We start from the raw sequence: 23,914 nt of genomic DNA, 5'->3' as shown, positions 1-23,914 counted from the left end.
CGCGCGCGGGATCAGGCCTCGCCGCCCCCGGGCGGGCCGACCACCAGCAGCGCCGCGAAGACCACGGCGACCAGAGCCAGGACCAGCGCCCCGGCGAGCACGGGCCGCGCGAGAGCCCAGCGGAGGAGCCGGCTCGTTACGCGCCGGTCGCGCGGGTCGTCCGTCGCGTGCGTCCGCCACGGTCCCTCCAGCAGGCCGCGGCGCTCGAAGCCGCGCTCCAGCGGGACCGTCGCGTAGGGCACGACCGCGCTGACGACCGCGAGCGCCGTCGCGCCCGCCGACCACCGCTGGTTCACCGCGAGCACCAGGGCCGCGGCTCCGTAGGCGAGGAACGCGAACCCGTGGATCGGCCCGGCGACGCTCACCGGCCAGTCGCCGGCTCCGGCCGCGTACTTCAGCAGCATCCCCACGATCAGGAGAGTCCAGGTCACCGCCTCGACGATCGACAGCAGGCGGAAGAGGCGGCGGGGGCTCATGGGATCGGCTCCGTTCGGTCCGCGGCGACGCGGCTCGGGGTCGGTCGAGGGTCGCCCGGAGCCTACGGGAGCACGCTCGCGAGGAACCTGAGCGGACGAGGACCGCTCGGGGCGCTCAGCCCAGCCAGCCGGTGAGCGAGAGGGCCGTCACCGCGCCGACCAGGCCCGCGGCGACGAGGGCGACCGTGCCCGTGACTCCGCTGCGGGAGGGGGCTGCGGCGGGGCCGCCGGCCAGGCGCGCCCAGAGCCGGCGTGCCACCTCCTCGGCGGAGGGGCGGTCGGCCGGATCGAGAGCGGTCATCGCGGTCAGCAGCTCGCGCCACTCCGCCGGGACCGTGTCCGGGACGACAGGCGCGTGGTGGAGGCGCTGGATCGAGATCTCGAGCGTCGTGCCGGTGTAGGCCCTGCGGCCCGAGACGGCCTCGAGGAGGACCAGCCCGAGCGAGTAGACGTCGGACGCCGGTCCGACCGGGCCGGAGCCGAGGCTCTCGGGGCTGAGGTACGCAGCGGTGCCCACCAGCACGTCGGAGCGGGTGAGCCGGGCGTCGTCGACCGAGCGGGCGATCCCGAAGTCGCTGAGCTTGGCCTCGTGCGCGGAGAAGCCGGATGCGGTGGCGCGCGAGCGGACGAGGACGTTCTCGGGCTTCACGTCGCGGTGGAGGACGCCCTGCGCGTGGAGGTGCGCGAGAGCATCGGCCACTTGAGCCCCGACCTCCGCGATGAGCCGCGGATCGCCGGAGCCGAACCAGTCGGCCGCCGGGTCGCTGCGGTCGAAGTACTCGAGGACGAGGAACGCGAGGTCGCCCTCCTCGCCGGGGATCTCGCCCTGGTCGAGGACGTCCACCACGGAGGCGTGACTCGAGTCGATCAGGAAGCGGATCTCGCGCTCGCGACGCGCCCGCTCGTTGGGTGTGTCCGGGACGTCGCGGTGGACTTTGACCGCGACCTGGCGGGCGAGGCGGAGGTCGCGAGCGCGGTAGACGACGGCGCTGCCGCCCTCCCCCACCCGCTCGAGTACGAGGTAGCGACCGGCCAGGGTGGAGCCGACCAGCGGATCCACGACGTCGGCGGGGAGCGGCTGCAGGCGGTCGAGTTCGTCCAGCACGGGCAGCTCCCTTCGGGAATGAGTCACTAGCTCGTCTAACTAGTAGTCCCTTCGTAGTGGTCGCCGCCCTTCCAGGCAAGCACCTCGGGAGAGGTTGGCTTGTCTAGATGTTCTTGCTACGAGACTGTCTAGACTGTTCGTCATGGATGAGGTCACGCTGAAGCGACCCGGGGCCTTCTGGTTCTCGGGTGAGGCGACCGAGCCCGGAGCGGTGGAGGTCCTCGCCGCGATGCGCGCCTTCCGCACGGCGGAGGCCGCGATGCGCCGCCGGACCCGCGGATCCATGGGCATGGGCGAGAACGACCTGCTGGCCGTGCAGTTCCTCATGCGCCGCCAGCAGAAGGGCGTGCACGTCAGCCCGAAGGACCTGGCCTCCTACCTCGGCATCTCCTCCGCCTCCACGACCGTGCTGATCGACCGGCTGGTCAAGAGCGGGCACGTGGTCCGGGAGCCGCACCCGAGCGACCGCCGCGCCATCCGCATCGTCGCCACTCCCACCTCCCACCGCGAGGTGCGCGAGACGCTCGACGAGATGCACCGCCGCATGCTCGAGGCGGCCGAGACGCTCAACCCCTCCGAGGCCGGGACCGTCATCCGCTTCCTGCAGACGATGCGCGACATCGTCGAGCGCCCGGCCGACTCCGAGACGGTCGACGCCGCCCAGGAGCTCGCGGGCGAGCCGATCGGCGAGTACGCCGACGGCGTGCTGGAGCAGCGCCGCGCCTGACCGGCGTCCCCGCGGCCGTGGCCGCGCGTCCCCGGGAGTTCACTCCGAGGGTCTTCTGCCGCGCCCCGGATCCGTCGGAGAATCGAGTCGTCCGGCGGCGATGGACAGAAAACGCACTCCGCGACGTAAGTAGCTAGCTCAACTAGTAGGAAGTCTTTCTAGCGATATAGAGTGACGGACGTCAGCCACTCGCACGTCAGATCGGAGCACACCATGGGCAACATCCTGTACGGCACTCCCCCCGCCGCCATCGAGGTCGAGGACCGCGCCCTCGCCCACCTCCAGATCGTCATCATCAACAAGTTCCGCCGCGACGAGCGCTTCCTGCTCACCCTCGACGCGAGCCCCCAGGCCGGCACCGGCCGCCGCGGCGTGTGGATGCACCCGACCATCCCGATCCAGTTCGAGTTCAAGGGCAGCCGCCAGCCCACGATCAACCCGGAGTGGGTCGAGGCCCTCATGGAGCGCGCCAACAGCGGCGCCGGCCTCCGCATCGTGCCCGAGCCGACGAGCAACGCCGCCGTTCCGCTGCGCCGCGCCGAGCCCGCCGCCTGACCCTCCGCGCCGGAGCCGCTCCCGATCAGGCTCCGCCGCCGCACACCGACACGACCCGCCTTCCCGCCCGGGAGGCGGGTTCCGTCGTCTCCGGGTCTGAGAACCCCGGGAGCGCGCTCGCAAGTGGTTGACATTCCGCGCCACGGTCAGGGTCGCAGTCCTACACTGCTCCTGCGGCACGGGGTCGTTCCGGCGGGCTCGTCCCTGCTGTCGCACGCATGACCGGCCGCCGGCCGCTCGGGCCCCCCTCTCGAGCGACCGGCGGACGGCTGCGCGGCGCACCCGAAGCGCCGTCCGCGAGGTCCGCCGGAACCAGGAGCGGCCAGATGACCCACGGAACGAACAACCTCACCACCACCGTCGACGAGGTGCGCCCGGGCGACCTCTTCTGCGCCGTCGTCGCCCACGAGACCGAGCAGTGGCGCGTCGTCGCCGTCCTCGGCATCCGCGTCCTCGCCGAGCGGGTCTCCGGAGGAGACCGCCGCAGCTTCACCCTCCGCTTCGTGCGCCACCAGCTCTCGCCGGACGTGCTCATCGCGAGGGGCGCCGCAGCGACGGCCTCTCCGGACTCCCGCCGTTAGAGCGCCGCCGTCGCCACGGCGGGCCGCGCCAGGCGGGCGAAGAGGCGATCGAAAACGACCCGCCGATCGAACTGCAGGGCGTACTCCCGGGCGGCCGCCGCTCGGCGTGCGCGATCGTCGGCGCTGAGCTCGAGGACGGCGTGGTCGAGGAGCGCGGCGATCGTGTCCGGGCTGTCGACCGGGGTCACGAAGGCGTGCTCGCCGATCGCCTCGCCGATGCCGCCGGTCAGCGTGGTGATGATCGGGCCGCCCCCGGCGAGCATCTTCTCGGCCAGCGCGATGCCGAAGGTCTCGACGAACTCGGGCCGCGGCTTGCTCGGGAGCACGAACGCCGCGCAGCCCGCCATCAGGAAGGGCTTCTCCGCGTCGCCGACGTCGTCGAGGAAGCGGATGCGGTGCGCCAGCGGCGACGCCGCCGCGATCCGGCGCAGCTCCGCCTCCTGCGGACCGCGACCCGCGATGACGAGCTCGTGGCGCTCGTGGACGGCACTGCGCTCGTAACCGGTGATGAGGTCCTCCACGCCCTTCGCCTCGGTCAGGCGCGAGAGGAAGAGGACGTAGCCGTCGGTCCGGAGTCCGCGGGCCCGCACGACCTCCTCGACGACGCCGGGGTCGAGGTCGAGGTAGGCGTCCGCGTCGATCGCCGGGTAGGACACGGCGATGCGCTCCCGGCACTGCGGAGCGAAGCGCGTCCCGTGCGCGGCGTCGACGCGCTCCGCCTCCTCGATGATCAGGTCGCGCGTGTACTCCGACACCGCGACGCAGTGATCCTGCGAGAGGTAGGAGGAGAGGATGTGGGCGGCGGCGCCCAGCCGGCCCTCCTCCACCGCCCGGCGGACCACGTTGGTGACGTCGGAGCCGACGGCCTCGGCGATCGTGGTCACCTCGACGGGGAGGCCGGTGCTCCAGGCGGCGCGGAGGGCGTCGGCCACGACGAGCGTGTGCGGGCTCAGGTAGAGCGAGAGGCAGACGGTCGGGACGCCGTCGGTGAACAGCTCGATCAGGCGTCCGGTCATCCCGGCCAGCCAGCGGCCGTCCGGGACCTTGTAGTCGCCCACGGGTCCCGGCCGCTCCACGACGATGCCGTCGCTGTAGGGCAGCACAGCGTCGAGCGGCTTGAGCGGGAGGCCCGCGGCCTCGAGCCGGTCGATCGGCCAGGTGACGATCCGGACCTCGTCGAATCCGCGCTCCCGGGCGGTCTCGGCGAGATTGCGCGCTTCGACGGAGTGCCCGCAGATCACCGGATCGGCGCGGACGACGATGACGAGTCTGTTCTGCACGGTGTTCGCGTGCGTGCTCTGGTCCATGGGTCTCCTTCAGGGGTCGTCGGTCGGGTGCGGCGGCGGAGGCCGGACGCGCGGGGTCGGTGGTAGCGGGGGTGACAGCGAGCGGGGGTCAGTGCCGGCGCGCCGGCCACGAGGGCGGCCGGTGCTCGGGCAGGGTCCCCCAGTCGGAGGGCTCCGGACCGAGGTGCAGGAGCAGCTCGCCGCCGCGATGGAGGGCGGCCGCGGTCAGGACGCTCGTCAGGAGGGGCGCGCCGTCGAACTCGGCCGACTGCACGTACTGGACCGGCCCACCCGCCTCGGGCTCGACGAAGCCGGTGGTCCGGATCTCGAGGTCGGCCCCTCCGATCGCCACCGACGCGCGCGCGAAGCTCGGCGCGTTGACCAGCACCAGGCCCTGCCCGGCGACGGGGAACAGCCCGAGGCTCGCCCACACGTACCAGGAGCTGAGGCCGCCGGAGTCGTCGTTCCCCGGCAGGCCGCCCCGGCCCGCTCCGAACCGCTGGTGCAGCACGCCGTGCACGATCTCGGCGGTCCGGTCGGGCCGTCCCGCGTAGTGGTACGCCCACGGCGAGTCCATGTCGGGCTCGTTGTTGAGCCCCTCGAAGCGTCCGAGCTCGGCTCCCGCGAGCATCTCGCTCCGCTCGGGGCGCAGCCCGGGCTGGACGACCGGCTCGGCTCCGTAGCCGAAGAACTCGTCCAGCTGAGCGACGAAGCCCTCGTCCCCTCCGCTGAGGGCGATGCGCCCGGCCATGTCGTGCAGCAGGCGGAAGGAGTAGTTGTGGCGGGTGCCCTCGTAGTACGTCGAGTCCTCGAGCAGGCCGGAGCGGAGGTCGAACGCGTTCACCCACTGCGCGGCGCGCTCCTCGAGCTGCTCGGCGAGCTCGAGATCGCCGACGTGGCGGGCCACGACCGCTGTGCACCAGTAGCCGTGCGCCAGGTCGAGCGTGTGGCTGATCGGGTGAGCCTCCCCCGCGGCGAGGAACTCCTCGCCGTACATCCGCTTGAGGTCCTCGCTCATGTGCACGAGAGCGGCGTCCCAGTCGACCCCGGGCAGCCCCAGCCGGCAGAGGTCGGCGAGGAAGGTGTGCGCGAGGGCACTGCCCTGGCGCGAGAACCGGTCGCTGCCCTTGGCCATCCGGTAGCCGATCGGGAAGTTGCCCTCCTCCTCGCAGATGGTGAGGAGCGCAGCCGCGATCTCGACCGCCCGCTCGGGCAGCAGCATCGTGAGCAGCGGGAGCTGAGTGCGGTAGATGTCCCACATCGTGCTGATGTCGAAGACGAAGGGTCCGTCCGTCGGCCAGAACGGGCTCTCGGAGGGAGCGAGGCACGGCTTGATCAGCGAGTGGTAGAGCGCGGTCGAGAAGACCGTCTCGCGCTCGGCGGACGGGGTGTCGACGGCGATCGTGCGCAGGCGCTTCCGCCACGTCTTGCGGGTGCGATCACGGCGCTGGTCGAACCCGGTGCCCGCAGGAGGGACGTCGCGATGCAGGTTCTCGCGGGCGCGGTCGGTGCCCCGCAGCGAGAAGCCCATCCGGAGCTCGACGGTCTGCCCGGCCGTGCTGGGTCCCGCCCACATCAGCCCGAAGGGGCGCAGCGTGGTGGGACGGATGTGGTCGAAGTCGAGCCGGGTCCCGCCGGGCATCAGCCGGCGGTCGTACCAGAGCATCTGCCGCCACTGCAGGGCGTCGCACTCCAGGTGCACCGCGAGCGGCGCCCCCTCCATCACGACCTCGCCGGCCGCGACGCCGGGCGAGATCGAGTGCAGCTGCGCGCGCAGCGGCACCGTCGCTCCGCTCGGGATCGCCAGACCCCCGAGGGAGAGGTCGACCACCACGCGGGCGCTGCGGTGCTCGGGGAAGGTGTAGCGGTGCACCACGGAGGCGGGCCCGACGGTGAGCTCGGCCCGTACGCCGGAGGAGAGGGTCGCCGCGTAGTAGCCGGGCTCCGCCACCTCGTCCTCGAGGGCCCAGCTGCGCCCGAGCTCGTCGAGCGGCTCGAGCATCGGCGTGACCCGCAGGTAGTTGTAGTACTTGCGGATCGCGCCGGTGCCCGACTGCTGGAAGTGGGTGAATCCGCTCGCCTCGAGGCCGTCGTGGAGCGTCGGCGGGACCCCCTCGAGCGCGAGGTCGTAGCGGCCGTAGCCCGTCGGATAGGCGCCGGAGTAGGAGCACGCGGACACCATGCCGAGGGGGTAGGTGGCTCCGGGGTGCGTGTTCCCGATCTGCGGCTTCGGCGACCACCACGTCGCTGCGAGCCCCGTCGGCTCCGGGAGCGCGGTCGCCTCCGTGCCCAGAAACGGGTCCACCCGCTCGATCATCCGCTCGCCGCCATGCCGTGACGCTAGGCACGGCGGGGAGACGAGGGGTGTCGACGGGGTGTCCGGCGGACGACGGAGCGGCGACGGATGAGGGCCGACGGGCTAGGGGATCAGGCGCTCCGCGCGGTAGCGGTCGAAGAGCGCCGTGAACGAGTCGACCGTCCGGTGGAACGCCGTGAAGCCGGCGAGGCGGGACTTGCCGATGTCGGTGACGACCTCGAGGTTCCGGCCGAGGTCGGCGTCCGTGTGCCACCAGGAGGCGACGCGGGAGAGGTCGGGCTCGATCAGCCCGTGCTCGTCGACGAGGCGCCGCCAGACGGGCTCGGCATCGGCCATCTGCTGCTCGAGCGGCTGCGGCTCCTCCCCCGGGCCGACCGGCTCGACGCCGAAGTGCTCAGCGATCCGGGTCCACATCCAGCGCCAGCGGAAGACGTCGCCGTTGACCACGTTGAAGGCCTGGTCACGGCCCGCCTCCGACGTCGACGCCCAGAGCATCTGCTCGGCGAGGATCGTCGCGTCGGTCATGTCGGTGAGTCCGTTCCACTGCGTGAGCGAGCCGGGGAACACGAACGGGGTGCCCTCGGCACGGTGGATCGACGCCGCGACCGCGAGGGTCAGCCCCATGTTCATCGCGTTGCCGACGGCGTGCCCGATGACCGTGTGCGAGCGGTGCACCGACCAGCTGAACCCGGCGCGCCCGGCCGCGGTGAAGAGCTCGTCCTCCTGCGCGTAGTAGAAGTTCGGGGCGTCGAGGCGCTCCTCCTCCTCGTGGAACGGGGTGTCGGGCATCGCGCCCTGCCCGTACGCCTCGAACGGGCCCAGGTAGTGCTTGAGGCCGGTCACCAGCGCGACGTGCTCGACGGGAGCGTGCGCGAGCGCGGCGAGGAGGTCGCGGACCATGCCGCCGTTGACCGCGATGTTCTCCTCCTCCGTCGCCTGGCGCGACCAGGCGGTGAAGAAGACGTGCGTGGGGCGCTGGTCGGCGAGCACGCGGGCCAGGTCCTCGGCGGAGCGCAGGTCGGCGGCGAGCGGAGTGACGCCGGGGCGCGCGTCGATCGGGCGGCGCGAGAGGGCGGTCACCGGCCAGCCCTGCTCGGTGAGCAGGTCGACGAGGGCGGAGCCGCCGATGCCGGTCGCACCGACGACGAGGGCGCTGCGGGGGTCGGACGGGGGGACGGGAGTGGTGGAGGACATCCCCTGGGCCAACAGCCCCGGGGGCGAGGCATTCCCCGATCCGGGCGTCACGGAGGGACACCGGAGGTCACGGAGGGACACCGGGCGTCACGGGCGGACCGCGGACCGGGCTCCTCCCCTACCGTCGAGCACGAGCCGCCCGGGGTGGGCGCAGCGGAACAGGAGCCGACGATGACCGCGACCGATCTGCGGGCCGTGCCCGAGGTGGACTACGAGGAGCTGGCGGGGCGGTTCCGGCCGCTGTTCGCCGAGATCGCGGCGGGAGCGGCGGCGCGGGAGAGCGCACGCGAGCTGCCGGTCGCGCAGATCCGAGCGCTGGCGGACGCCGGGTTCGGCGCGGTGCGCGTGCCGCTGGAGTCCGGCGGGGCCGGCGCGAGCCTCCCCCAGCTGTTCCGCCTGCTGACGGAGCTGGCCGCCGCCGACTCCAACCTGCCCCAGGCGCTCCGCGGCCACTTCGCCCTGGTCGAGGACCGGCTGCTCGCGACCGACGGGACCCGCGAGCGCTGGCTCCGGCGCTTCGCCGACGGCGAGCTCGGCGGCAACGCCTGGACCGAGGTCGGCACGGTCGCGATCGGCGACGTGCAGACGAAGGTCGCTCCGGTCGAGGGCGACCCGACGCGGTTCACGGTGACCGGCACGAAGTACTACTCCACCGGCAGCGTCTTCGCCGACTGGATCGACACCTTCGCCCAGCGCACCGACACCGGGCAGAAGGTGATCGCGATCGTCGACGCTCGCCAGGCGGGCGTCGAGCACGCCGACGACTGGGACGGCTTCGGCCAGCGCACCACAGGCTCGGGGACGAGCACCTTCACGGAGGCGGTGGTCGCGGCCGAGGACGTGATCGACTTCGAGACCCGGTTCCGCTACCAGACCGCGTTCTACCAGGCGGTGCTGCTGGCCGTGCTGGCGGGCTCGATCGCGGGGGCCGAGCGCGAGATCGCGGCCGAAGTGCGGACGCGGACGCGGATCTTCTCGCACGGGAACGCCGAGTCGTTCGCGGCGGATCCGCAGATCCTGCAGGTGGTGGGACAGGTCTCGGCCGCCGCCTATGCGGGAGCGGCGATCGTGGAGCGCGCGGCGGTCGCGCTGCAGCGGGCGCACGACGCGGCCCTCGACGGCGACCCGCTCGAGGACGAGCGGCAGAACGACCTCGCCGAGCTCGAGACGGCGCAGGCCCAGATCGTCCTGACGCAGCTGGCCACCCGGGCGACCTCCGACCTCTTCGACGCGCTGGGCGCCTCCGGGGTGAGCACCCGCAAGAACCTCGACCGGCACTGGCGCAATGCGCGCACGGCCGCGAGCCACAATCCGTGGGTGTTCAAGGCGCGGATCGTCGGCGACCACGCGGTCAACGGCACCGTGCCGCCGCGGGTCTGGGCGATCGGCGCGGGGCCGAAGCGGTAGTCGCCCCGGCGTCGGCCGGGGGCGGTGGACAGCCGGCGAGAGCGGAGGAGAGGATCGAGGGGGCGGCGACGCGGCCGCCGCGGACGAGGGGGCTCGCGATGATCCGGACGACGACCGCGAGGGGCGCCGGTGCGCTGCTCGCCTGCGCGGCGGGGCTGCTCGCGCTGAGCGGCTGCACGGGAAGCGCCGACGAGGGGACGGCCCCGACGACCGCTCCACCGCTGATCTCGAGCGCTCCGACGCCGAGCAGTGCCGTGCCGACCGCGAGCGCCGGCAGCGCGACTCCGCTGCCCACCGCGACCCCGGCCACCGCCCTGCTCCCCTGCGAGGACCTGCTCACCGCCGAGGAGGAGGCGTCGCTCGCCGAGGACGGTCTCGCCCTCTCGCCCGAGGCGACGGTCTACGACGCCGACTACCCCGTCGTGCAGGAGATCGCCGAGGACGGGGTGCTCTGCCGGTGGAGCGGCCAGGGCGACGTGTCGGTCGTGGTCGGGCAGCTGGCGGTCCCGGACGCGGAGTGGCCTGACCGGAGCGCCGTGCTCCTCGCCGACGGGTTCACCGCCGACGACACCGCGGCTCCGGGCTTCCTCGACGGGCCCGACGGACCGGACGAGAGCTACCCCGGCCGCGGCGTCCTCCACCGCGACGGCGTCCTCTACTACGTGAGCTACTCCGGGATCGTCGGCTCGATCGTGCCGCTCTCCGGCTGAGGCGGCGGATCGAGAGCCCAGGGCGGGCGCCCAAGGTCGGCGCTGCTCCCCGTCGTCAGCTGCTCGCCGTGGTGGTCGAACGACAGCGGGACTCCCGCCTCGGCGCACTCACGGCCGATCAGGTCCATGGCGTTCCAGAAGTACTCGCTCGCTCGTCGATCCCCGGAGATCGCGGAGAGCAGATTGCTCGTGGCGAGACGAGCAGCGTCGGACGCGATCGAGTTCGAGGAGCTCTCGTCGAAGCCCTCGAGGGCTTCGCGAAACGGTGGACGCAGAACGGGATCGAGTTCCGGCGCGTAGTCGTTCCACGTGCGCTCGAGCGGGACGCAGGGAGCAGCCTCGTGCACGCCTCCCGGCTTCCCGCACCCGGTCAGGAGGAGCGTGGCCGCCAGCAGGGCCGGCACAGCTGTGGTGCGTCTCACGGGTCTCCTGTCGGTCGAGGGTCCGTCCCGGTCCGCTCCCGGTGCACCGGTTCCTCCCGGGACGGATCGAAGGACCGTATCCGGTCCGAGCTCGCCGACCGGCGCCGCGGCGCGGTACGGCTCCGACAGGCGCGTCCGGCGTGCTGCCCGGTGGGTTCCCGTCCGGGGTCGGGTGGGGCCTGCGGCAGGGGGTAGCGTCGACAGGTGCGATTCCCCTGGCGTTCCCGAGACAGCGAGCGACTGCCGCGGGACGTGCTCGTGCTGGGGGTCGTCGCCTTCTTCGTGATGCTGGGGTTCGGCGTCGTCGTGCCGGTGCTGCCGACCTACGTGCGCAGCTTCGGCGTCGACTACACGGCGGTCGGCGCGGTCGTCTCGGCGTTCGCGCTGATGCGGCTGGTCGCGAATCCGTTCGTGGGGCCGCTGGTCGACCGGTTCGGCGAGCGGGTCGTGCTCGCCGTCGGCATCGGCATCGTCGCGCTCTCCTCGGCGCTGGTCGGCTTCGCCTCCGACTACCCGCACCTCCTCCTGCTGCGCGGAGTCGGCGGCATCGGCTCCGCGATGTTCTCCGTCGCGGCGATGACGCTCCTCCTGCGCACCGCGAGCCCGGAGCGGCGCGGCCGCTCGATCGGCTTCTACCAGGGCGGTTTCCTGCTCGGCGGCATGGCGGGCCCCGCGGTGGGCGGCGTGCTCACGGCGATCTCGCTCACCGCCCCCTTCTTCTTCTACGCCGGCACGCTCGCGATCGCGGGGCTCGTCGGGCTGATCCTGCTGCAGCGGCCGGAGCGCGACGCGGCACCGTCCGCCGCGGCGAGGACGAAGCCCCTGCGCGAGGTCGCCCGCGACCGCCGGTACCAGAGCGCGGTGCTGGCGAACTTCGCCCTCGGCTGGTCGGCGATGGGAGTCCGCGCGACGCTCGTCCCCGTGCTCGTCGTCGAGGGGCTCGGCGGGCAGCCCGCCTGGACCGGCATCGCGTTCGCGATCGCCGCGGTGGTGCAGACGATCGCGCTCGCGCCCGCCGGCCGCTTCGTCGACACGGTCGGCCGGCGCCCGGCGCTGATCGGCGGGTTCTCCGTCGCGGCGGTGGCGATGCTGGCGATGCCGTTCGTCTCGGAGCTGTGGCTGCTCGTCGTGCTGCTCTGCGTCTACGGAGCGGCGGCCGCCTTCATGGGCACGGCCCCGGGTGCGCTGGTCGGTGACGCCGCGGGCGAGCGCGGCGGCAAGCCGGTCTCGGTGTTCCAGGCCGCGTCCGACCTGGGCGGCGTGATCGGGCCGCTGCTCGCGGGCGCCCTCGCCGACGCCGCGTCGCCGACCGCGGCCTTCGCCTCCGCCTTCGTGCTGCTGGCGGCGAGCGCGCTGCTCGGCCTGCGGATCCCGCGCTCGCGGATCGCCTAGCTGTTCCGCCCGCGGGCGTCGACGGGCCAGACGGCGCCGCCGCCGTCGCGGAGGAGGACGCGGTACTCGTCGGCCAGGTTCACCGCGACGCAGACGTGGTTCGGCGCGATCCGCACGCGCGTCCCCACCGGGAGGTCGACTCCGGTGATCGTCGCATGGTGCTCCGAGAGCACTGGGATGCGCGCCTCCGGGTGCTCCGGGAGGCGGCCGAAGCCGCTCGAGGCCGCGCCACGATCGGAGGAGAGCACCTTGCTGCCCGCGTCGGCGATCAGGTGGTCGCCGCGGCGGGACACGATCGTGGCGAGGACGGTGACGGCGATGTCCTCGGGCGTCATCGTGCCGATCTCCCACTGCTGGGCGTCGCCGAGGGCCGAGACCCCGGGGCGCAGCTCCGTGAGCACCGAGGAGTCGGCGAACGCGGCCGAGGGTGTCGAGCCTCCGCTGACCACGCGGGCCTCGACTCCGGACGCCGCGAGCGACGCGACCGACTCGGCGAGCGCGCGCGCCTCGTCGCGGGCGGCCGCCGCTCCGTTTCCGGCCGCGTAGCTGTGGCCGGGGAAGGTGAAGACGCCGGCGACGTCGAGCCCGGCCGAGACGGCGGCCGCGGCGATCGCGCCGGCTTCGGCGGGGAGCACGCCGCTGCGGTGGTGGCCGGAGTCGATCTCGACGACGACCTCGAGCCCCTCGCGCTCGGGCAGGGCCGCGGCCAGGCGCTCGGCCGACTCCGCCGAGTCGACGCCGACCCGCACACGGGCGCTCGCGAGGACATGGCGGAGCCGCCCGGCGCGCTCGGCGTCGAGCCAGAGCGGGTAGGCGATGAAGAGGTCGCGGATCCCTCCCGCGGCGAAGACCTCGGCCTCCGAGACGGTCGCGACGGTGAGCCCGACGGCCCCCGCGGCGAGCTGGCGCCGGGCGATCTCGAGCGACTTGTGGGTCTTCGCGTGGGGGCGGAGCGCCAGACCCCGCTCGCGGGCAGCCGCGGCGACGGCGGCGATGTCGCGGTCGAGCACCGCCTCGTCGAGCACCAGCGCCGGAGTGGCGAGAGCGTCGAGCACGGCGGAGCGGGCGGAGGAGTCGGCGGCGGCGGTATCGACGGTCACGCGCCGAGCCTAGGCCGCACCACCGGCCCGCGTCCGGCCGTCACGGCGGCCTCGCGCCGGTCCGCCGCCGGTCATCGCGCCCCGAGGAAGGCCCCGCGGAGGGATCCCGTCGAGCACGACACCGCGTCGACCTCGGAGGCGGCCGCGCCGCTCCGACACCGTCTTCCGGATCGCCCACCTCTCCGCCGGGACGCTCCCGACGATGCTTCCGGGCTTCGGCGTGGTCGGGCTGAGCACTCTCGTCCACTGACCGTTCATCCTCCGCGGGATGCGGGGAGGACCCCGGCGCTGCCAGGCTGAGCGGATGACTCCGCAGTCCTCCCGCCTCCGGCCCTTCGGCCCGTCCGGCGCCACCGTCACCCGGCTGACCCTCGGCACCTCCTGGCGCCCCGATCGCGTCGCCGACCTCGACCGGGTGCCGGCCCTCGAGCGCGTCCTCGACTCCGACGCCGCCACCCGCGCCGTCTCCGTCGTCGACACGTCGAACGAGTACGCCGGCGGCCACAGCGAGCGCCTGATCGGGGAGGCCCTGCAGGCTCGCGGCGGCGTCCCCGAGGGGATCACCGTGGTCACCAAGCTCGACCGCGACCCGAGCACCGGCAGCTACTCGGCCGAGCGGATGCGCCGCAGCCTCGACGAGAGCCGCGAGCGCCTCGGTATGGACGTCCTCCCCCTGCTCTACCTGCACGACCCGGAGCGCATCTCGTACGACGAGGCCTTCGCCGAGGACGGCCCGGTCCGCGCGCTCGTCGCGATGAAGGAGGCGGGCGTCGCCCTCTCGATCGGGATCTCGGGCGGACCCGCGCCGATGCTGCGCCACTACGTCGACACCGGCCTGTTCGACGCCGTGATCACCCACAACCGCTTCACGCTGGTCGACCGCTCCTCCGAGGAGCTGATCGACGCGTCGGTGGACCGCGGCGTGATCGTCGTCAACGCGGCGGTCTACGGCGGAGGCGCCCTCGCACGCTGGCCGGAGCCGGTCGCCTCCTACGCCTACCAGCCGGCGCCGCGCGAGATCGTCGACGCCGTCGCGGCGATGGGAGCGGCCTGCGACCGGGCGGGCGTGCCGCTCGCCGCCGCCGCGCTGCAGTTCTCGACGCGCGACCCCCGCGTGACGACGACGGTCGTCGGCGCCACCTCCGCCGAGCACTACGACTCCTTCGTGGCCGACGACGCGCTCGAGATCCCCGACGCGCTGTTCGAGGAGCTGGAGTCGCTCGCTCCGCCGAGCACCGTCTGGCAGGACGCGCCCGGGGCGACCTGGCCGCGCTGATCCGGGCATAGCCGGGCTCTCCTCCCGGTTGGAGCACGTGACCCCCTCCGCGAGATGCCGCCGGCGTGCGCCCTCACCGGCGTATCGCCTACCGAAGCGGCGTTCCGCGGAGAAGCACGACAGGAGAGACATGACCGACACCGCCTTGTTCCAGCCGCTGACGCTCCGCTCGAGGACCGCGCGCAACCGCCTCTGGGCGGCACCGATGTGCCAGTACTCGGTGGAGGCGCAGGACGGTGTGCCCACCTCGTGGCACCTCGTGCACCTCGGCGGGCTCGCGCGCGGCGGATCGGGCGTCGTCATCGCGGAGGCCACCGCCGTCGTCCCCGAGGGGCGGATCAGCCCCTGGGACACGGGGCTGTGGAACGACGAGCAGCGCGACGCCTGGGCTCCGATCGTCGATTTCGTGCACGGACAGGGCGCGCTCGCGGGCGTGCAGCTCGCCCACGCGGGCCGGAAGGCGTCGACCTACCGCGAGTGGAGCGGACGCGGATCCGTGCCGCTGGAGGACGGCGGCTGGCCGACCGTCGCTCCCTCGGCCGTCGCGTTCGAGGGCTACGCGGAGCCGCGCGAGCTGGCCGCGGAGGAGCTGCCCGGCCTCGTCGAGGCGTTCCGCGCCTCCGCCCGCCGCGCCGCGGACGCCGGCTTCGACGTGATCGAGCTGCACGCCGCGCACGGGTACCTGCTCCACCAGTTCCTGTCGCCGCTCTCGAACACCCGCGAGGACTCCTACGGCGGCTCGCTCGAGAACCGGGCGCGCCTGCTGCTCGAGGTCGTCCGCGCGGTCCGCGCCGAGATCGGGGAGCTCGTTCTGCTCGTCCGCTTCTCCGCGACCGACTGGGCCGAGGGCGGCTGGACGCTGGAGGAGACGATCACCGTCTCGGAGTGGGCGCGCGCCGAGGGCGTGGACCTCTTCGACGTGTCGACCGGCGGACTCGTGCACGCCAGCATCCCGGTGGCGCCCCTCTACCAGGTGCCGTTCGCGCGCGACCTGCGGAAGGCGACCGGTGCGCTGGTCGGCGCCGTGGGACTCATCACCACGGCGGAGCAGGCGGAGGGCGTGGTCGCGAACGGCGACGCCGACGTCGTGCTGCTCGCCCGCGAGCTGCTGCGCGACCCGAACGCTCCGGTGCGGATGGCGCACGAGCTCGGCGCGGACCTGCCGGTGCCCCCGCAGTACACCCGGGCCTGGCGCTGAGCCTTCAACCGCGAGATGCCACCTGTGCGCACGCCTCGCGGCGTGTCGTGTGCACAAGTGGCATCTCGCGGAGGAGAGCGGTCGGGCCCCCCGGAGGAGAGCGTCAGCTCTCGGAGGGCTCCTCGGGAGCGTCCTCCTCGGGGTTGAAGTGCGAGTCTCCGGAGACCCCCACCGCCAGCCCGTCCTCGGAGTGCGGGATGGTCTCGTCGTCGCCGAGACCGTTCGCCTTCTTCTCGCCCTCGGACGAGGTGGCTGCGTCGGTCACGGCTCAGGCCTCGACGTCGCCGCGCCAGGCACCGTCGGGGGTGCCCTGCTTCTCGATGTACTCCTTGAAGTTGTTCAGGTCCTTCTTCACGGCGTGACTGCCGGCGCCGACGAGCGACCCGAGCGTCTCGAGGAAGCCCTTGGGCTCCCAGTCGAGCTGCACGGTGACGCGGGTCTCGGTGTCGGAGAGCTTGTGGAAGGTGACGACGCCCGCGTGGTCGGTCTCGCCGCCGGTGCTGTTCCATGCGACGCGCTCGTCGGGGTGCTGCTCGGTGATGTTCGCCTCGAACTCGCGCTCGACGGGGCCGACCTTCACCTTCCAGACGGTGAGGGTGTCGGTGACCTGCTGGATCGACTCGACCTCGTCGAGGAAGCGCGGGAACTCCTCGAACTGGGTCCACTGGTTGTAGGCGACGGACACGGGGACGTTGACGTCGACGGTCTCGATGATCTGCGGCACGGTGGTGCTCCTTGCTGTCTCACTCGGTGTGCGGCGTTCCGCTGCTGCGGTCGTCACGCTCGACGTTAGGCGGGAGCCGCCTGGGAGCGCACCGGGTTGCGGACTGCCCCGAACGTGGTAAGCGAGGGCGCTGCTCCGGCGTGCGTGCCGAGACGGCTCCGGCCGGCGCCGAGCCGCCGCCGTGCGCGCCGGGACGTCCGCGGGAGGGCGGCGTCCGGACGGCACGGCGGCGTCTCGGGAGCGGCAGGCCGGAGCAGGCCGCGGTCAGCGGTCCTGCGGGTCGCCGCCGAGCTGGCCGATGGCGGGGAGGGGGCCGCCGTCGTCGGCGCCGGTGCGGCGCCAGCGGGCGATGGCGTTGCCCAGGTGGTAGATCACGAGGGCGGCGCCGGCGCCGAGGACGATGCCGCCGAGCTCGAAGCCGCCGGAGGAGAACGAGAAGCCGGCGATGGCGATCACGAGGGAGACCGCGGCGGTGTACTGGTTGACCGGGCGCGAGAAGTCGACGCGGTTGTCGATCCAGATCTTGATGCCGATCACGCCGATCAGGCCGTAGAGCGCAGTGGTCGCGCCGCCCAGGACACCGGCCGGGATCGAGTTGAAGACGGCGCCGACCTTGGGCGAGAGGCTGAGCAGGATCGCAGTGACGCCGGCGACCCAGTAGGCGGCTGTCGAGTACACGCGGGTGGCCGCCATCACTCCGATGTTCTCGCCGTAGGTCGTGGTGCCGGAGCCGCCGAAGGCACCGGAGAGGGTGGTCGCCACACCGTCCGCGATCAGGGCCCGGCCGGTGCTGGCGTTGGCGGAGGCGTCGGTCATCGTCGCGACGCCGCGGACGTGGCCGACGTTCTCGGCGATGAGGACGAGCACGACAGGCAGGAACATCGCGATGCCCGACCACGTGGATCCGGAGGCGAAGTCGGGGAAGGTGAACGGCGGAAGCCCGAACCAGTCGGCCGCACCGACCGCGGAGTAGTCGATCTCGTTCCGCAGCAGGGCGACGACGTAGCCGATGACCACGCCGAGGAAGATCGAGACGCGGCCGAGGAAGCCTCGGAGGAACACGCTCGACAGGATGATCGCGGCGAGCGTGATCGTCCCGGTGATCGGTGCCTGCTTGAAGCTGAGGTACGCGGTCGGAGCCAGGTTGAACCCGATCAGGGCCACGATCGCGCCGGCGACGACCGGCGGCATCAGCCTGTCGATCCAGCCGAGGCCGACGACCTGCACGAGGACGCCGACGGCGGCCAGGAGGAGGCCCACGGCGACGACTCCGGCGAGCGCCGACCCCGTCCCTCCGACGGCGGTCGCGGCTGTGACGGGCGCGATGAACGCGAAGCTCGAGCCGAGGTAGCTGGGGAGCCGGTTGCGCGTGATCAAGAGGAACAGCAGCGTCCCGACTCCGGAGAAGAGCAGGGTCGTGGCGACCGGGAACCCGGTGAGCACGGGCACGAGGAACGTCGCTCCGAACATGGCGACGACGTGCTGGATTCCGATGGCGATCGTGGCCGGCCAGGCGAGCCGCTCGCCGGGGGCGACGACGGCGCCGGGCTCGACGGTGCGGCCGTCTCCGTGCAGGGTCCAGATGGGCATGGGGCTCCTCGGCGGGGAAGGGAGGCGGGGGTCGACGTTCACAGTAGCGAGGGGTCTGGCCGTGCCGCGGTACCCGACCTACGATCGGGCCATGGACGGAGCGCGGCGTCTCGGCGAGGAGGAGTTCTCCGCGCACCTCGCCGAGCGGGTCGCGCGGATCCGGGGGTCGTTCGGCGACCTCCCGCTCTGGGCGGTCTCGGGCTGGAGCGGTCCGCGGCTGCTGGCGGAGTGGACGCTGACGGGCGGCCCGCGTGGGCTCTCGTTCCTCGCCGACGACGCGGTCCCGGGCGGGACGGGGCCCTCCGTCGAGATCCGCACGACCCTCGGCGATCCGCGGCACGACGTCGCGCTGCTCTGCTGCCGGGAGGAGGCGCCCGTCTCGTTCGTGCAGCCGGAGGCGCTGCCCGCTCCCACGCGGATCGCGGAGATCCCGGTCGACGGGGCTCCGGAGCCCTTCGAGGTGTGGGAGGGAGCCGGGGCCGTGCGCGCGGCCGCCTGGGTGCGGGGGCACGTCCTCACGCTGGAGTGCCGCGGAGTCGATCTGGACGCTCTCGCGTTGAACGAGGTGGACGACATCGAGCCGTTCGTGGCCGGCTGGCTGGAGTTCGTGGGCGCCTCGCGGCGTTGAGCGCCGACCCGCGCTCCCGCGGTGCTGGGAGAGCGCGGAGTCCCGCTCGGCGCGCCGGTGAAAGATGTGCGCCGATCCCGGACAGGAGGGAGCATGAGGCACATGCCAGCTCCCCTCGCGGGTCCCGACCGGTTCGCCGCGGTCGCCGCCGCGGTCGCCGATCCCGTCCGCCGCTACCTCTGGCGGCGCACCGACTCCGCCACCGCCGACGACGTGCTCGCCGCGACGCTCTCGGTGCTCTGGCGCCGCAGCGCCGACGTGCCCGAGGACGACCCGGTGCCGTGGGCGATCGGCGTCGCCCGGCTCCAGCTGCAGAACGCCCGGCGGATGCAGCGCCGCCAGGTCATGCTCGCCCAGCGGATCGCGGTCGTCGATCCGCCCCAGGTGCAGATCGACGAGGGCGAGGCGTCGGGCGCGGAGGAGATCGTGCGCCTCGTGCTCGCCCGGATGCGCGAGCAGGACGCCGAGCTGCTGCGCCTCTGGGCGTGGGAGGAGCTCGACGTCCGCGGGATCGCCGCGGTCCTCGGAGTCACGGCGAACGCCGTCTCGATCCGCCTCCATCGCGCGCGGCGCCGCTTCGCCGAGCTCTACGACTCCACCGACCCGCACGCGCCCGAAGGGGGACTCCGATGACCGGAACCGACGACGAGGACGTCCGCCGCCTCCTCCGCACGGTCGACCCCGCGCGGAGCCTCCCCGCGCTCGACCGCGACGAGCTCGCCGAGCAGATCGCCGCCGCCACGGGCGAGGGCACGCGGACGGTGCACTCCCGCCGCCGGTCCCCCTGGCTGATCGTGGGAGTCGGCGCGCTGAGCGCCGGGGCCGCCGCCTCCCTCCTGCTGCCCTTCGCGCTCGGCGTGGGCGGGGGCAGCACCTCGACGCTGATCCTGCCGAGCACGGGCGGGCCGATGGCCGCGTGCTCGCCGGTGACGGCCGCTGCACTGGCCCCCGCTCAGCTCGCGTTCCGGGCCGAGGTCCGCTCGATCGACGGGAGCACCGTCACCCTGCACGTGCTCGAGCGCTACGCGGGCGAGGTCGGCGACGGCGTCACAGTCACCCAGGGCAGGGAGACGGCGGTGGACGGGGCCCCGATCGTGTTCGAGACCGGGGTCGACTACCTGGTCGCGGCCGACGGCGACACGATCCTGACCTGCGGCCTCAGCGGCGAGAGCTCCCCCGAGCTCGCGGCGCTGTACCAGGAGGCGTTCTCGCGGCAGTAGGCGGAGGCGGGTAGCGGCCCGGGCGGGCGGTGGCAAGGGCCTCCCCGATCGGGGGGAGCGGCGCGCAGGCTGGGGCATGGGCCTCCCGGCCCTCCCCCTCCGGTCGCCCGGCGGCGCCCGCGGGCCCTCGGCGACACCGCCCCGCCCGCCCCGCAGGAGGCCCGCATGCCGGTGTTCCGGCTCCTCGAACCGCTCCACGCCGCCGGTGTCGCGCTCGCCGACCTCGCGAGCGATCGGCTCCGCCTCCACGGCGACGGCTCCGACGTCCGCATCACCGCGGTGACCGTCGCGCACACCGAGGCGGGCCCCGGCGCCCTCTTCGCCGCGCTCCCCGGGAGGAGGAGCCACGGGGCCCGGTTCGCGGCCGACGCGGCGGCGGCAGGAGCGGTCGCCGTGCTCACCGACGCGGGCGGGCTCGACGAGGCCCGCGCCTCCGGACTGCCCGTCCTCCTCAGCGACGACCCCCGCACTGCCCTCGGCCCGGTCGCGGCGCGGGTGTACGGCACGAGGAGCGGACCGGTGCTCCTCGGCGTGACCGGCACCAACGGCAAGACAAGCACCGTGCACCTCCTCGACGCGGTGCTCCGGCAGCTGGGCGTCGTCTCGGGGCTGAGCTCCACCGCCGAGCGCCGCAGCGCCGACCACGTGGTCGCCAGCCGCCTCACCACGCCCGAGGCCTCCGAGCTGCACGCTCTCCTCGCCCGGATGGCGGAGGACGGCGTCGAGGCGGCGGCGATCGAAGTCAGCGCCCAGGCGCTCGTGCGCTCCCGGATGGAGGGGATCGTGCTCGACGTCGCCGGGTTCACCAACCTCAGCCACGACCACCTCGACGACTTCGGCGACCTGGACGAGTACCTCCGCGCCAAGCAGCGCCTGTTCACGCCCGAGCGGAGCCGCCGCGGCGTCGTGGTCGTCGACACGGAGGCGGGGCGCCGGGTCGCCCGCGAGGCCTCGGTCCCGGTCGTCACGCTCTCGGCCGGGGACGGAGCCGACTGGCGGATCGACGTGCTCGAGACCGCGGTCGACCGCACCCGCTTCCGGCTCACCGCCCGCGACGGCTGGTCGACGACCACCTCCGTCCCGCTCCTCGGCCGCCACATGGCCTCGAACGCGGCCCTCGCGCTGGTGATGCTGGTCGAGGCGGGCCACGCGCGCGACCGGGTGGCCGCGGCGGTCGGCTCCGGGATCGACGTCACCGTGCCCGGGCGGACGCTGCTCGTGTCCGGCGCCGACGGGCCGCGGGTCTTCCTCGACTTCTCGCACACCCCCGACTCGGTCGAGCGCACCGTCGACGCCCTCCGCGAGGTGACGCCCGGCCGCGTGCTCGTCCTCCTCGGCGCCGACGGCGACCGCGACCCGAGCAAGCGCGCGCCGATGGGCCGAGCCGCCGCCGAGCGCGCCGACCTGGTGATCGTCACCGACCACCACCCGCGCTTCGAGGACCCCGCGCGGATCCGCCGCGCCCTGGTCGACGGCGCCCGCCGCGTCGAGCGCTGCGAGGTGCTCGAGATCGCGGAGCCGGCCGACGCCGTCCGCGCCGCGCTGCACCGGGCCGGCCCGTCCGACTCCGTCCTCTGGGTCGGCCCCGGCGACACCGACTACCGCGTGGTCGGCGCCGACGACCTCCCCTACTCCCCCCGCGCCGACACGGCCCGCGCGTTGGCCGAGGCCGGCTGGAGCGTCGACCTGCTTGACTGACCGGGTGTTCTCGACCCTCCCGGTGCGCCGCGTGCAGGCCCGACCCGAGCACCCCGCCGACCTCGCGCGCTGGCCCGCGACGCTCGCGCCCGTTCGGCAGGTGCTGGCCGAGGGCTGGGATCTCGGCCAGGTGACGGTGATCACCGGCGAGAACGGCTCGGGCAAGTCGACGCTGCTCGAGGCGGTCGCCCTCGCCTACGGGCTGAACGCGGAGGGCGGATCCACGGGTGCGATGCACTCCTCCCGCGCCTCGGAGTCGGACCTGGCCGAGCACCTCCAGCTGGTCCGCGGGGCCGGGGCGTCCAAGCGCGGCTTCTTCCTCCGCGCCGAGACGATGCACGGCTTCTTCAGCTACCTGGAGGAGGTGGGGATCGACGGCGGGTACCACGAGCGGAGCCACGGCGAGTCGTTCCTCGACATCGTGGCGAACCGCTCCCGGATCAGCGGGCTGTGGCTCCTCGACGAGCCGGAGTCGGCCCTCTCGGTGTCGGGCTGCCTCGCCCTGATCGGGCAGCTGCGCGACCTGGTCGCCGGCGGCTCGCAGGTCGTCCTCTCCACGCACTCGCCGATCCTCGCCGCCCTCCCCGGAGCCGACCTCTACGAGCTCGACGAGACGGGCCTGCGCCGCTGCCGCTACGACGACCTCGACCTGGTGCGGACCTGGCGCGGCTTCCTCGACCAGCCGGCCCGCTTCCTGCGCCGGTTGGAGTAGGTCGGAGGGCGCTCGGCCGCGCCGGAACGGGCCGTTCGTGTTCACCACGAAGGGAGGTAAGTCGGCAGGCAGTCCCGTTCTCGCGGATCCCGAGCCGCCAGGGCGAAAGTCTCCGCCGGCACGAGCACTGTCAGGCCGCGGAGGCCGCCGCCGGCCGGGCGACCCGGGGCGCCCAGCCCACCGCGATCGCGGCGCCGGCGAGCGCGAGCTGTCCGAGCGGCGGCAGGATCGCCGAGACCAGGGAGCCGTCGCCGCCGGACGTGACGAAGGTGTCGGCGACCGACATCCCGAAGCCGAACCCGGCGAAGAAGCGGAAGACGACGGCGCCGGCCACCAGGGCGAGCATGAGCACCGCGATCCGCCGCGGAGTGAGCGGCGACCTCCGGCCGACGAGGGCGCCGACCGTCACGACGATCGCGGCGGCCGTCCAGAACGCGGCCCACCCGGTGACCCAGATCGCGTGGGAGCCGAACTCGAAGCCGTCGCGCTCGGACATGGTCGCGTAGATCTCCGCCAGGGCCACGCCGGGGACCTTCGCCTGCGGATTCCAGACCAGCAGATCGACGGCGCCCACCACCGTGACGCCCGCCACGAGCGCGAGGCCCGCGAGGGCGACGGGGAGGCGCTGAGCGCGGGTCGCCGTCCGCGGTGCGAGGGCGATGGTCCGCGAGCCGCCGAGGACGATCGCCCCGCAGACGAGTCCGGCGAGGGAGACGGGCAGGCCGACGAGGGCGAGGGGTCCGGGGAGGAGGAGGCCGGCCGCGGTGAGCACCGGGCCGACGACGGCGGCGACCAGGGAGATCCGCGCGAGCACCGTGCGGGCCGACGCCGCAGCGCCGAGGAGGTGGACCGCGCCGAGGACCGCGACCGCGACGGCGGCGACGAGCACCGCGGTCTGCACGGCGCCGACGGCGGCCAGGGCGGTGTCGGAGGCGGCACCCGGCTCGGGGACGATTCCTCCGCCGGTCAGCGCGATGCCGCTCAGCATGAGCGCGGCCGCGGCGAAGAGCGCGAGTCCGCGGCGCGCGAGGCGGCGCGGGAGCGTGCCCCGCGCTTCGCCGGTGTGCGCGGGCAGGTCGCGGTCGACGCTCACCAGCAGGGCGAGCGCTCCGAGGACGACGCCGCGCCGGGGCAGTCCCAGCTCGGCGGCCCCGGCCAGGTCGGCCCGCCACTCCTCGAGGTAGCGCTCGCGGGCGAGCGGGGGCAGCAGCAGCGACAGGAGCCGCAGGAGCGCGCTCATGCGGTCGCCTCCGCCGCTCGCGGCGCCGTCCGCGCGGTCGACCGCATCCGCTCGACGGCGGCCCGGGCTGCCGGGGCGCCCTCCGCGGTCAGCTCGTAGAGCCGGCGACGCGGGCCGCTCCGCTCGCTCGCGGCCTCCCACTCCGAGACCACCCAGCCCGCTCCCTCGAGCCGCTCCAGGATCGGGTAGACGCTGCCCGCCGGTCGCCCGGTGGCCTTGATCACGACCATGCCCCAGGTCGGGCCGTCGGCGTCGAGGAGGGTCCGGAGGACGTCCGCGGTGGCGGACGTGAGGCGAGGGAGTGGCTGCACACGGATGACGCTACCTATGTAGAGATAGCGGGGTCAATCGGACCG

The 23,914-nt window shown here is 73.8% G+C and carries 25 protein-coding genes; 13 read left to right on the top strand and 12 right to left on the bottom strand.

Annotated elements, in window-relative coordinates; all coding sequences use genetic code 11:
* Nucleotides 1-11: 11 nt before the first annotated feature.
* Together C5D66_RS03665 and C5D66_RS03660 are read right to left on the bottom strand one after the other, a co-directional pair.
* Nucleotides 12-476 carry a DUF3817 domain-containing protein gene (locus C5D66_RS03665; RefSeq protein WP_104225947.1) on the bottom strand — a complete coding sequence of 155 codons (465 nt, stop codon included), beginning with the start codon at nt 474-476 and terminating at the stop codon, nt 12-14.
* 115 nt (nt 477-591) lie between these two features.
* A complete protein-coding gene (locus C5D66_RS03660) occupies nt 592-1,581 on the bottom strand; it encodes a serine/threonine-protein kinase (RefSeq protein ID WP_181067919.1) in 990 nt (329 codons plus the stop codon).
* 142 nt (nt 1,582-1,723) lie between these two features.
* Here C5D66_RS03660 and C5D66_RS03655 point away from each other — a divergent pair, with 142 nt between their 5' ends.
* From C5D66_RS03655 to C5D66_RS03645, 3 genes are all read left to right on the top strand, one after another.
* Nucleotides 1,724-2,308, top strand: a complete 585-nt coding sequence (locus tag C5D66_RS03655) for a MarR family winged helix-turn-helix transcriptional regulator (protein ID WP_104224167.1) — start codon at nt 1,724-1,726, stop codon at nt 2,306-2,308.
* 213 nt (nt 2,309-2,521) lie between these two features.
* Nucleotides 2,522-2,863, top strand: a complete 342-nt coding sequence (locus tag C5D66_RS03650; RefSeq protein WP_104224199.1) for an ATP-dependent DNA ligase — start codon at nt 2,522-2,524, stop codon at nt 2,861-2,863.
* A 326-nt stretch (nt 2,864-3,189) separates the two neighbouring features.
* Nucleotides 3,190-3,444 carry a hypothetical protein gene (locus C5D66_RS03645; protein ID WP_104254877.1) on the top strand — a complete coding sequence of 85 codons (255 nt, stop codon included), beginning with the start codon at nt 3,190-3,192 and terminating at the stop codon, nt 3,442-3,444.
* Here the strand turns inward: C5D66_RS03645 and C5D66_RS03640 are convergent.
* The 3 genes from C5D66_RS03640 to C5D66_RS03630 form a co-directional block, all read right to left on the bottom strand.
* Nucleotides 3,441-4,751: a glycosyltransferase gene (locus C5D66_RS03640; protein WP_104249746.1), complete on the bottom strand. Its 1,311-nt coding sequence runs from the start codon at nt 4,749-4,751 to the stop codon at nt 3,441-3,443. The two genes, C5D66_RS03645 and C5D66_RS03640, sit on opposite strands and share 4 nt — an antisense overlap.
* Nucleotides 4,752-4,839: 88 nt before the next feature.
* Entirely contained in the window at nt 4,840-7,035 is a 2,196-nt protein-coding gene (locus tag C5D66_RS03635; protein WP_258063912.1) for a glycoside hydrolase domain-containing protein, read from the bottom strand.
* Between the two features lie 114 nt (nt 7,036-7,149).
* A complete protein-coding gene (locus C5D66_RS03630) occupies nt 7,150-8,241 on the bottom strand; it encodes an SDR family oxidoreductase (RefSeq protein ID WP_104254879.1) in 1,092 nt (363 codons plus the stop codon).
* A 171-nt stretch (nt 8,242-8,412) separates the two neighbouring features.
* Here C5D66_RS03630 and C5D66_RS03625 point away from each other — a divergent pair, with 171 nt between their 5' ends.
* Nucleotides 8,413-9,648, top strand: coding sequence for an acyl-CoA dehydrogenase family protein (locus C5D66_RS03625; protein WP_104254880.1), 1,236 nt, complete (start codon nt 8,413-8,415; stop codon nt 9,646-9,648).
* A 98-nt stretch (nt 9,649-9,746) separates the two neighbouring features.
* Nucleotides 9,747-10,358: a hypothetical protein gene (locus C5D66_RS03615; RefSeq protein ID WP_104254881.1), complete on the top strand. Its 612-nt coding sequence runs from the start codon at nt 9,747-9,749 to the stop codon at nt 10,356-10,358.
* Here the strand turns inward: C5D66_RS03615 and C5D66_RS03610 are convergent.
* Nucleotides 10,316-10,780 carry a hypothetical protein gene (locus C5D66_RS03610; protein WP_146079252.1) on the bottom strand — a complete coding sequence of 155 codons (465 nt, stop codon included), beginning with the start codon at nt 10,778-10,780 and terminating at the stop codon, nt 10,316-10,318. The two genes, C5D66_RS03615 and C5D66_RS03610, sit on opposite strands and share 43 nt — an antisense overlap.
* 204 nt (nt 10,781-10,984) lie before the next feature.
* Here C5D66_RS03610 and C5D66_RS03605 point away from each other — a divergent pair, with 204 nt between their 5' ends.
* Nucleotides 10,985-12,172 (top strand): MFS transporter, encoded by a 1,188-nt coding sequence (locus C5D66_RS03605; protein ID WP_244229579.1) that lies wholly within the window; start codon nt 10,985-10,987, stop codon nt 12,170-12,172.
* On the opposite strand, the gene C5D66_RS03600 is transcribed toward C5D66_RS03605, so the two are convergent.
* The gene (locus C5D66_RS03600; protein WP_258061247.1) at nt 12,169-13,272 is read right to left on the bottom strand and encodes an alanine racemase; all 1,104 of its coding nucleotides are present in this window, start codon (nt 13,270-13,272) and stop codon (nt 12,169-12,171) included. The genes C5D66_RS03605 and C5D66_RS03600 overlap by 4 nt on opposite strands.
* Before the next feature lie 304 nt (nt 13,273-13,576).
* Between C5D66_RS03600 and C5D66_RS03595 the strand changes: the two genes are divergently transcribed.
* Nucleotides 13,577-14,548 (top strand): aldo/keto reductase, encoded by a 972-nt coding sequence (locus C5D66_RS03595; protein ID WP_181067918.1) that lies wholly within the window; start codon nt 13,577-13,579, stop codon nt 14,546-14,548.
* Between the two features lie 130 nt (nt 14,549-14,678).
* Nucleotides 14,679-15,746, top strand: a complete 1,068-nt coding sequence (locus tag C5D66_RS03590; RefSeq protein ID WP_104254884.1) for an NADH:flavin oxidoreductase/NADH oxidase — start codon at nt 14,679-14,681, stop codon at nt 15,744-15,746.
* Nucleotides 15,747-15,849: 103 nt separating this feature from the next.
* Here C5D66_RS03590 and C5D66_RS17025 read toward each other — a convergent pair whose 3' ends face one another.
* From C5D66_RS17025 to C5D66_RS03580, 3 genes are all read right to left on the bottom strand, one after another.
* On the bottom strand, nt 15,850-16,011 hold the full coding sequence (locus tag C5D66_RS17025) for a hypothetical protein (RefSeq protein ID WP_167299017.1): 162 nt from the start codon (nt 16,009-16,011) through the stop codon (nt 15,850-15,852).
* 3 nt (nt 16,012-16,014) lie between these two features.
* A complete protein-coding gene (locus tag C5D66_RS03585) occupies nt 16,015-16,470 on the bottom strand; it encodes an SRPBCC family protein (protein ID WP_104224157.1) in 456 nt (151 codons plus the stop codon).
* A 264-nt stretch (nt 16,471-16,734) separates the two neighbouring features.
* Nucleotides 16,735-18,060, bottom strand: coding sequence for a uracil-xanthine permease family protein (locus tag C5D66_RS03580; RefSeq protein ID WP_104225956.1), 1,326 nt, complete (start codon nt 18,058-18,060; stop codon nt 16,735-16,737).
* A 91-nt stretch (nt 18,061-18,151) separates the two neighbouring features.
* Between C5D66_RS03580 and C5D66_RS03575 the strand changes: the two genes are divergently transcribed.
* The 5 genes from C5D66_RS03575 to C5D66_RS03555 all read left to right on the top strand — a co-directional run bounded on the left by C5D66_RS03575 (nt 18,152) and on the right by C5D66_RS03555 (nt 22,318).
* A complete protein-coding gene (locus tag C5D66_RS03575; protein ID WP_104254885.1) occupies nt 18,152-18,688 on the top strand; it encodes a hypothetical protein in 537 nt (178 codons plus the stop codon).
* Between the two features lie 102 nt (nt 18,689-18,790).
* Nucleotides 18,791-19,321, top strand: a complete 531-nt coding sequence (locus tag C5D66_RS03570; protein ID WP_181067917.1) for an RNA polymerase sigma factor — start codon at nt 18,791-18,793, stop codon at nt 19,319-19,321.
* Nucleotides 19,318-19,908: a hypothetical protein gene (locus tag C5D66_RS03565; protein ID WP_104237812.1), complete on the top strand. Its 591-nt coding sequence runs from the start codon at nt 19,318-19,320 to the stop codon at nt 19,906-19,908. The genes C5D66_RS03570 and C5D66_RS03565 overlap by 4 nt, the downstream gene beginning before the upstream one ends.
* Nucleotides 19,909-20,073: 165 nt before the next feature.
* Nucleotides 20,074-21,606, top strand: coding sequence for a Mur ligase family protein (locus C5D66_RS03560; RefSeq protein ID WP_104254887.1), 1,533 nt, complete (start codon nt 20,074-20,076; stop codon nt 21,604-21,606).
* A 4-nt stretch (nt 21,607-21,610) separates the two neighbouring features.
* Nucleotides 21,611-22,318 (top strand): AAA family ATPase, encoded by a 708-nt coding sequence (locus C5D66_RS03555; protein WP_258063910.1) that lies wholly within the window; start codon nt 21,611-21,613, stop codon nt 22,316-22,318.
* A 130-nt stretch (nt 22,319-22,448) separates the two neighbouring features.
* Here the strand turns inward: C5D66_RS03555 and C5D66_RS03550 are convergent, their stop codons facing one another.
* A complete protein-coding gene (locus C5D66_RS03550) occupies nt 22,449-23,558 on the bottom strand; it encodes a hypothetical protein (protein ID WP_104225091.1) in 1,110 nt (369 codons plus the stop codon).
* On the bottom strand, nt 23,555-23,869 hold the full coding sequence (locus C5D66_RS03545) for a PadR family transcriptional regulator (protein WP_104249735.1): 315 nt from the start codon (nt 23,867-23,869) through the stop codon (nt 23,555-23,557). The genes C5D66_RS03550 and C5D66_RS03545 overlap by 4 nt, the downstream gene beginning before the upstream one ends.
* Between the last annotated feature and the right edge of the window lie 45 nt (nt 23,870-23,914).

Origin of the sequence: Rathayibacter sp. AY1B4 (assembly GCF_002932815.1) — a bacterium.
Lineage (GTDB): Bacteria > Actinomycetota > Actinomycetes > Actinomycetales > Microbacteriaceae > Rathayibacter.
The sequence above is the reverse complement of the archived record's forward strand: the minus strand, read 5'-3'. Positions and strand labels throughout refer to the sequence as shown.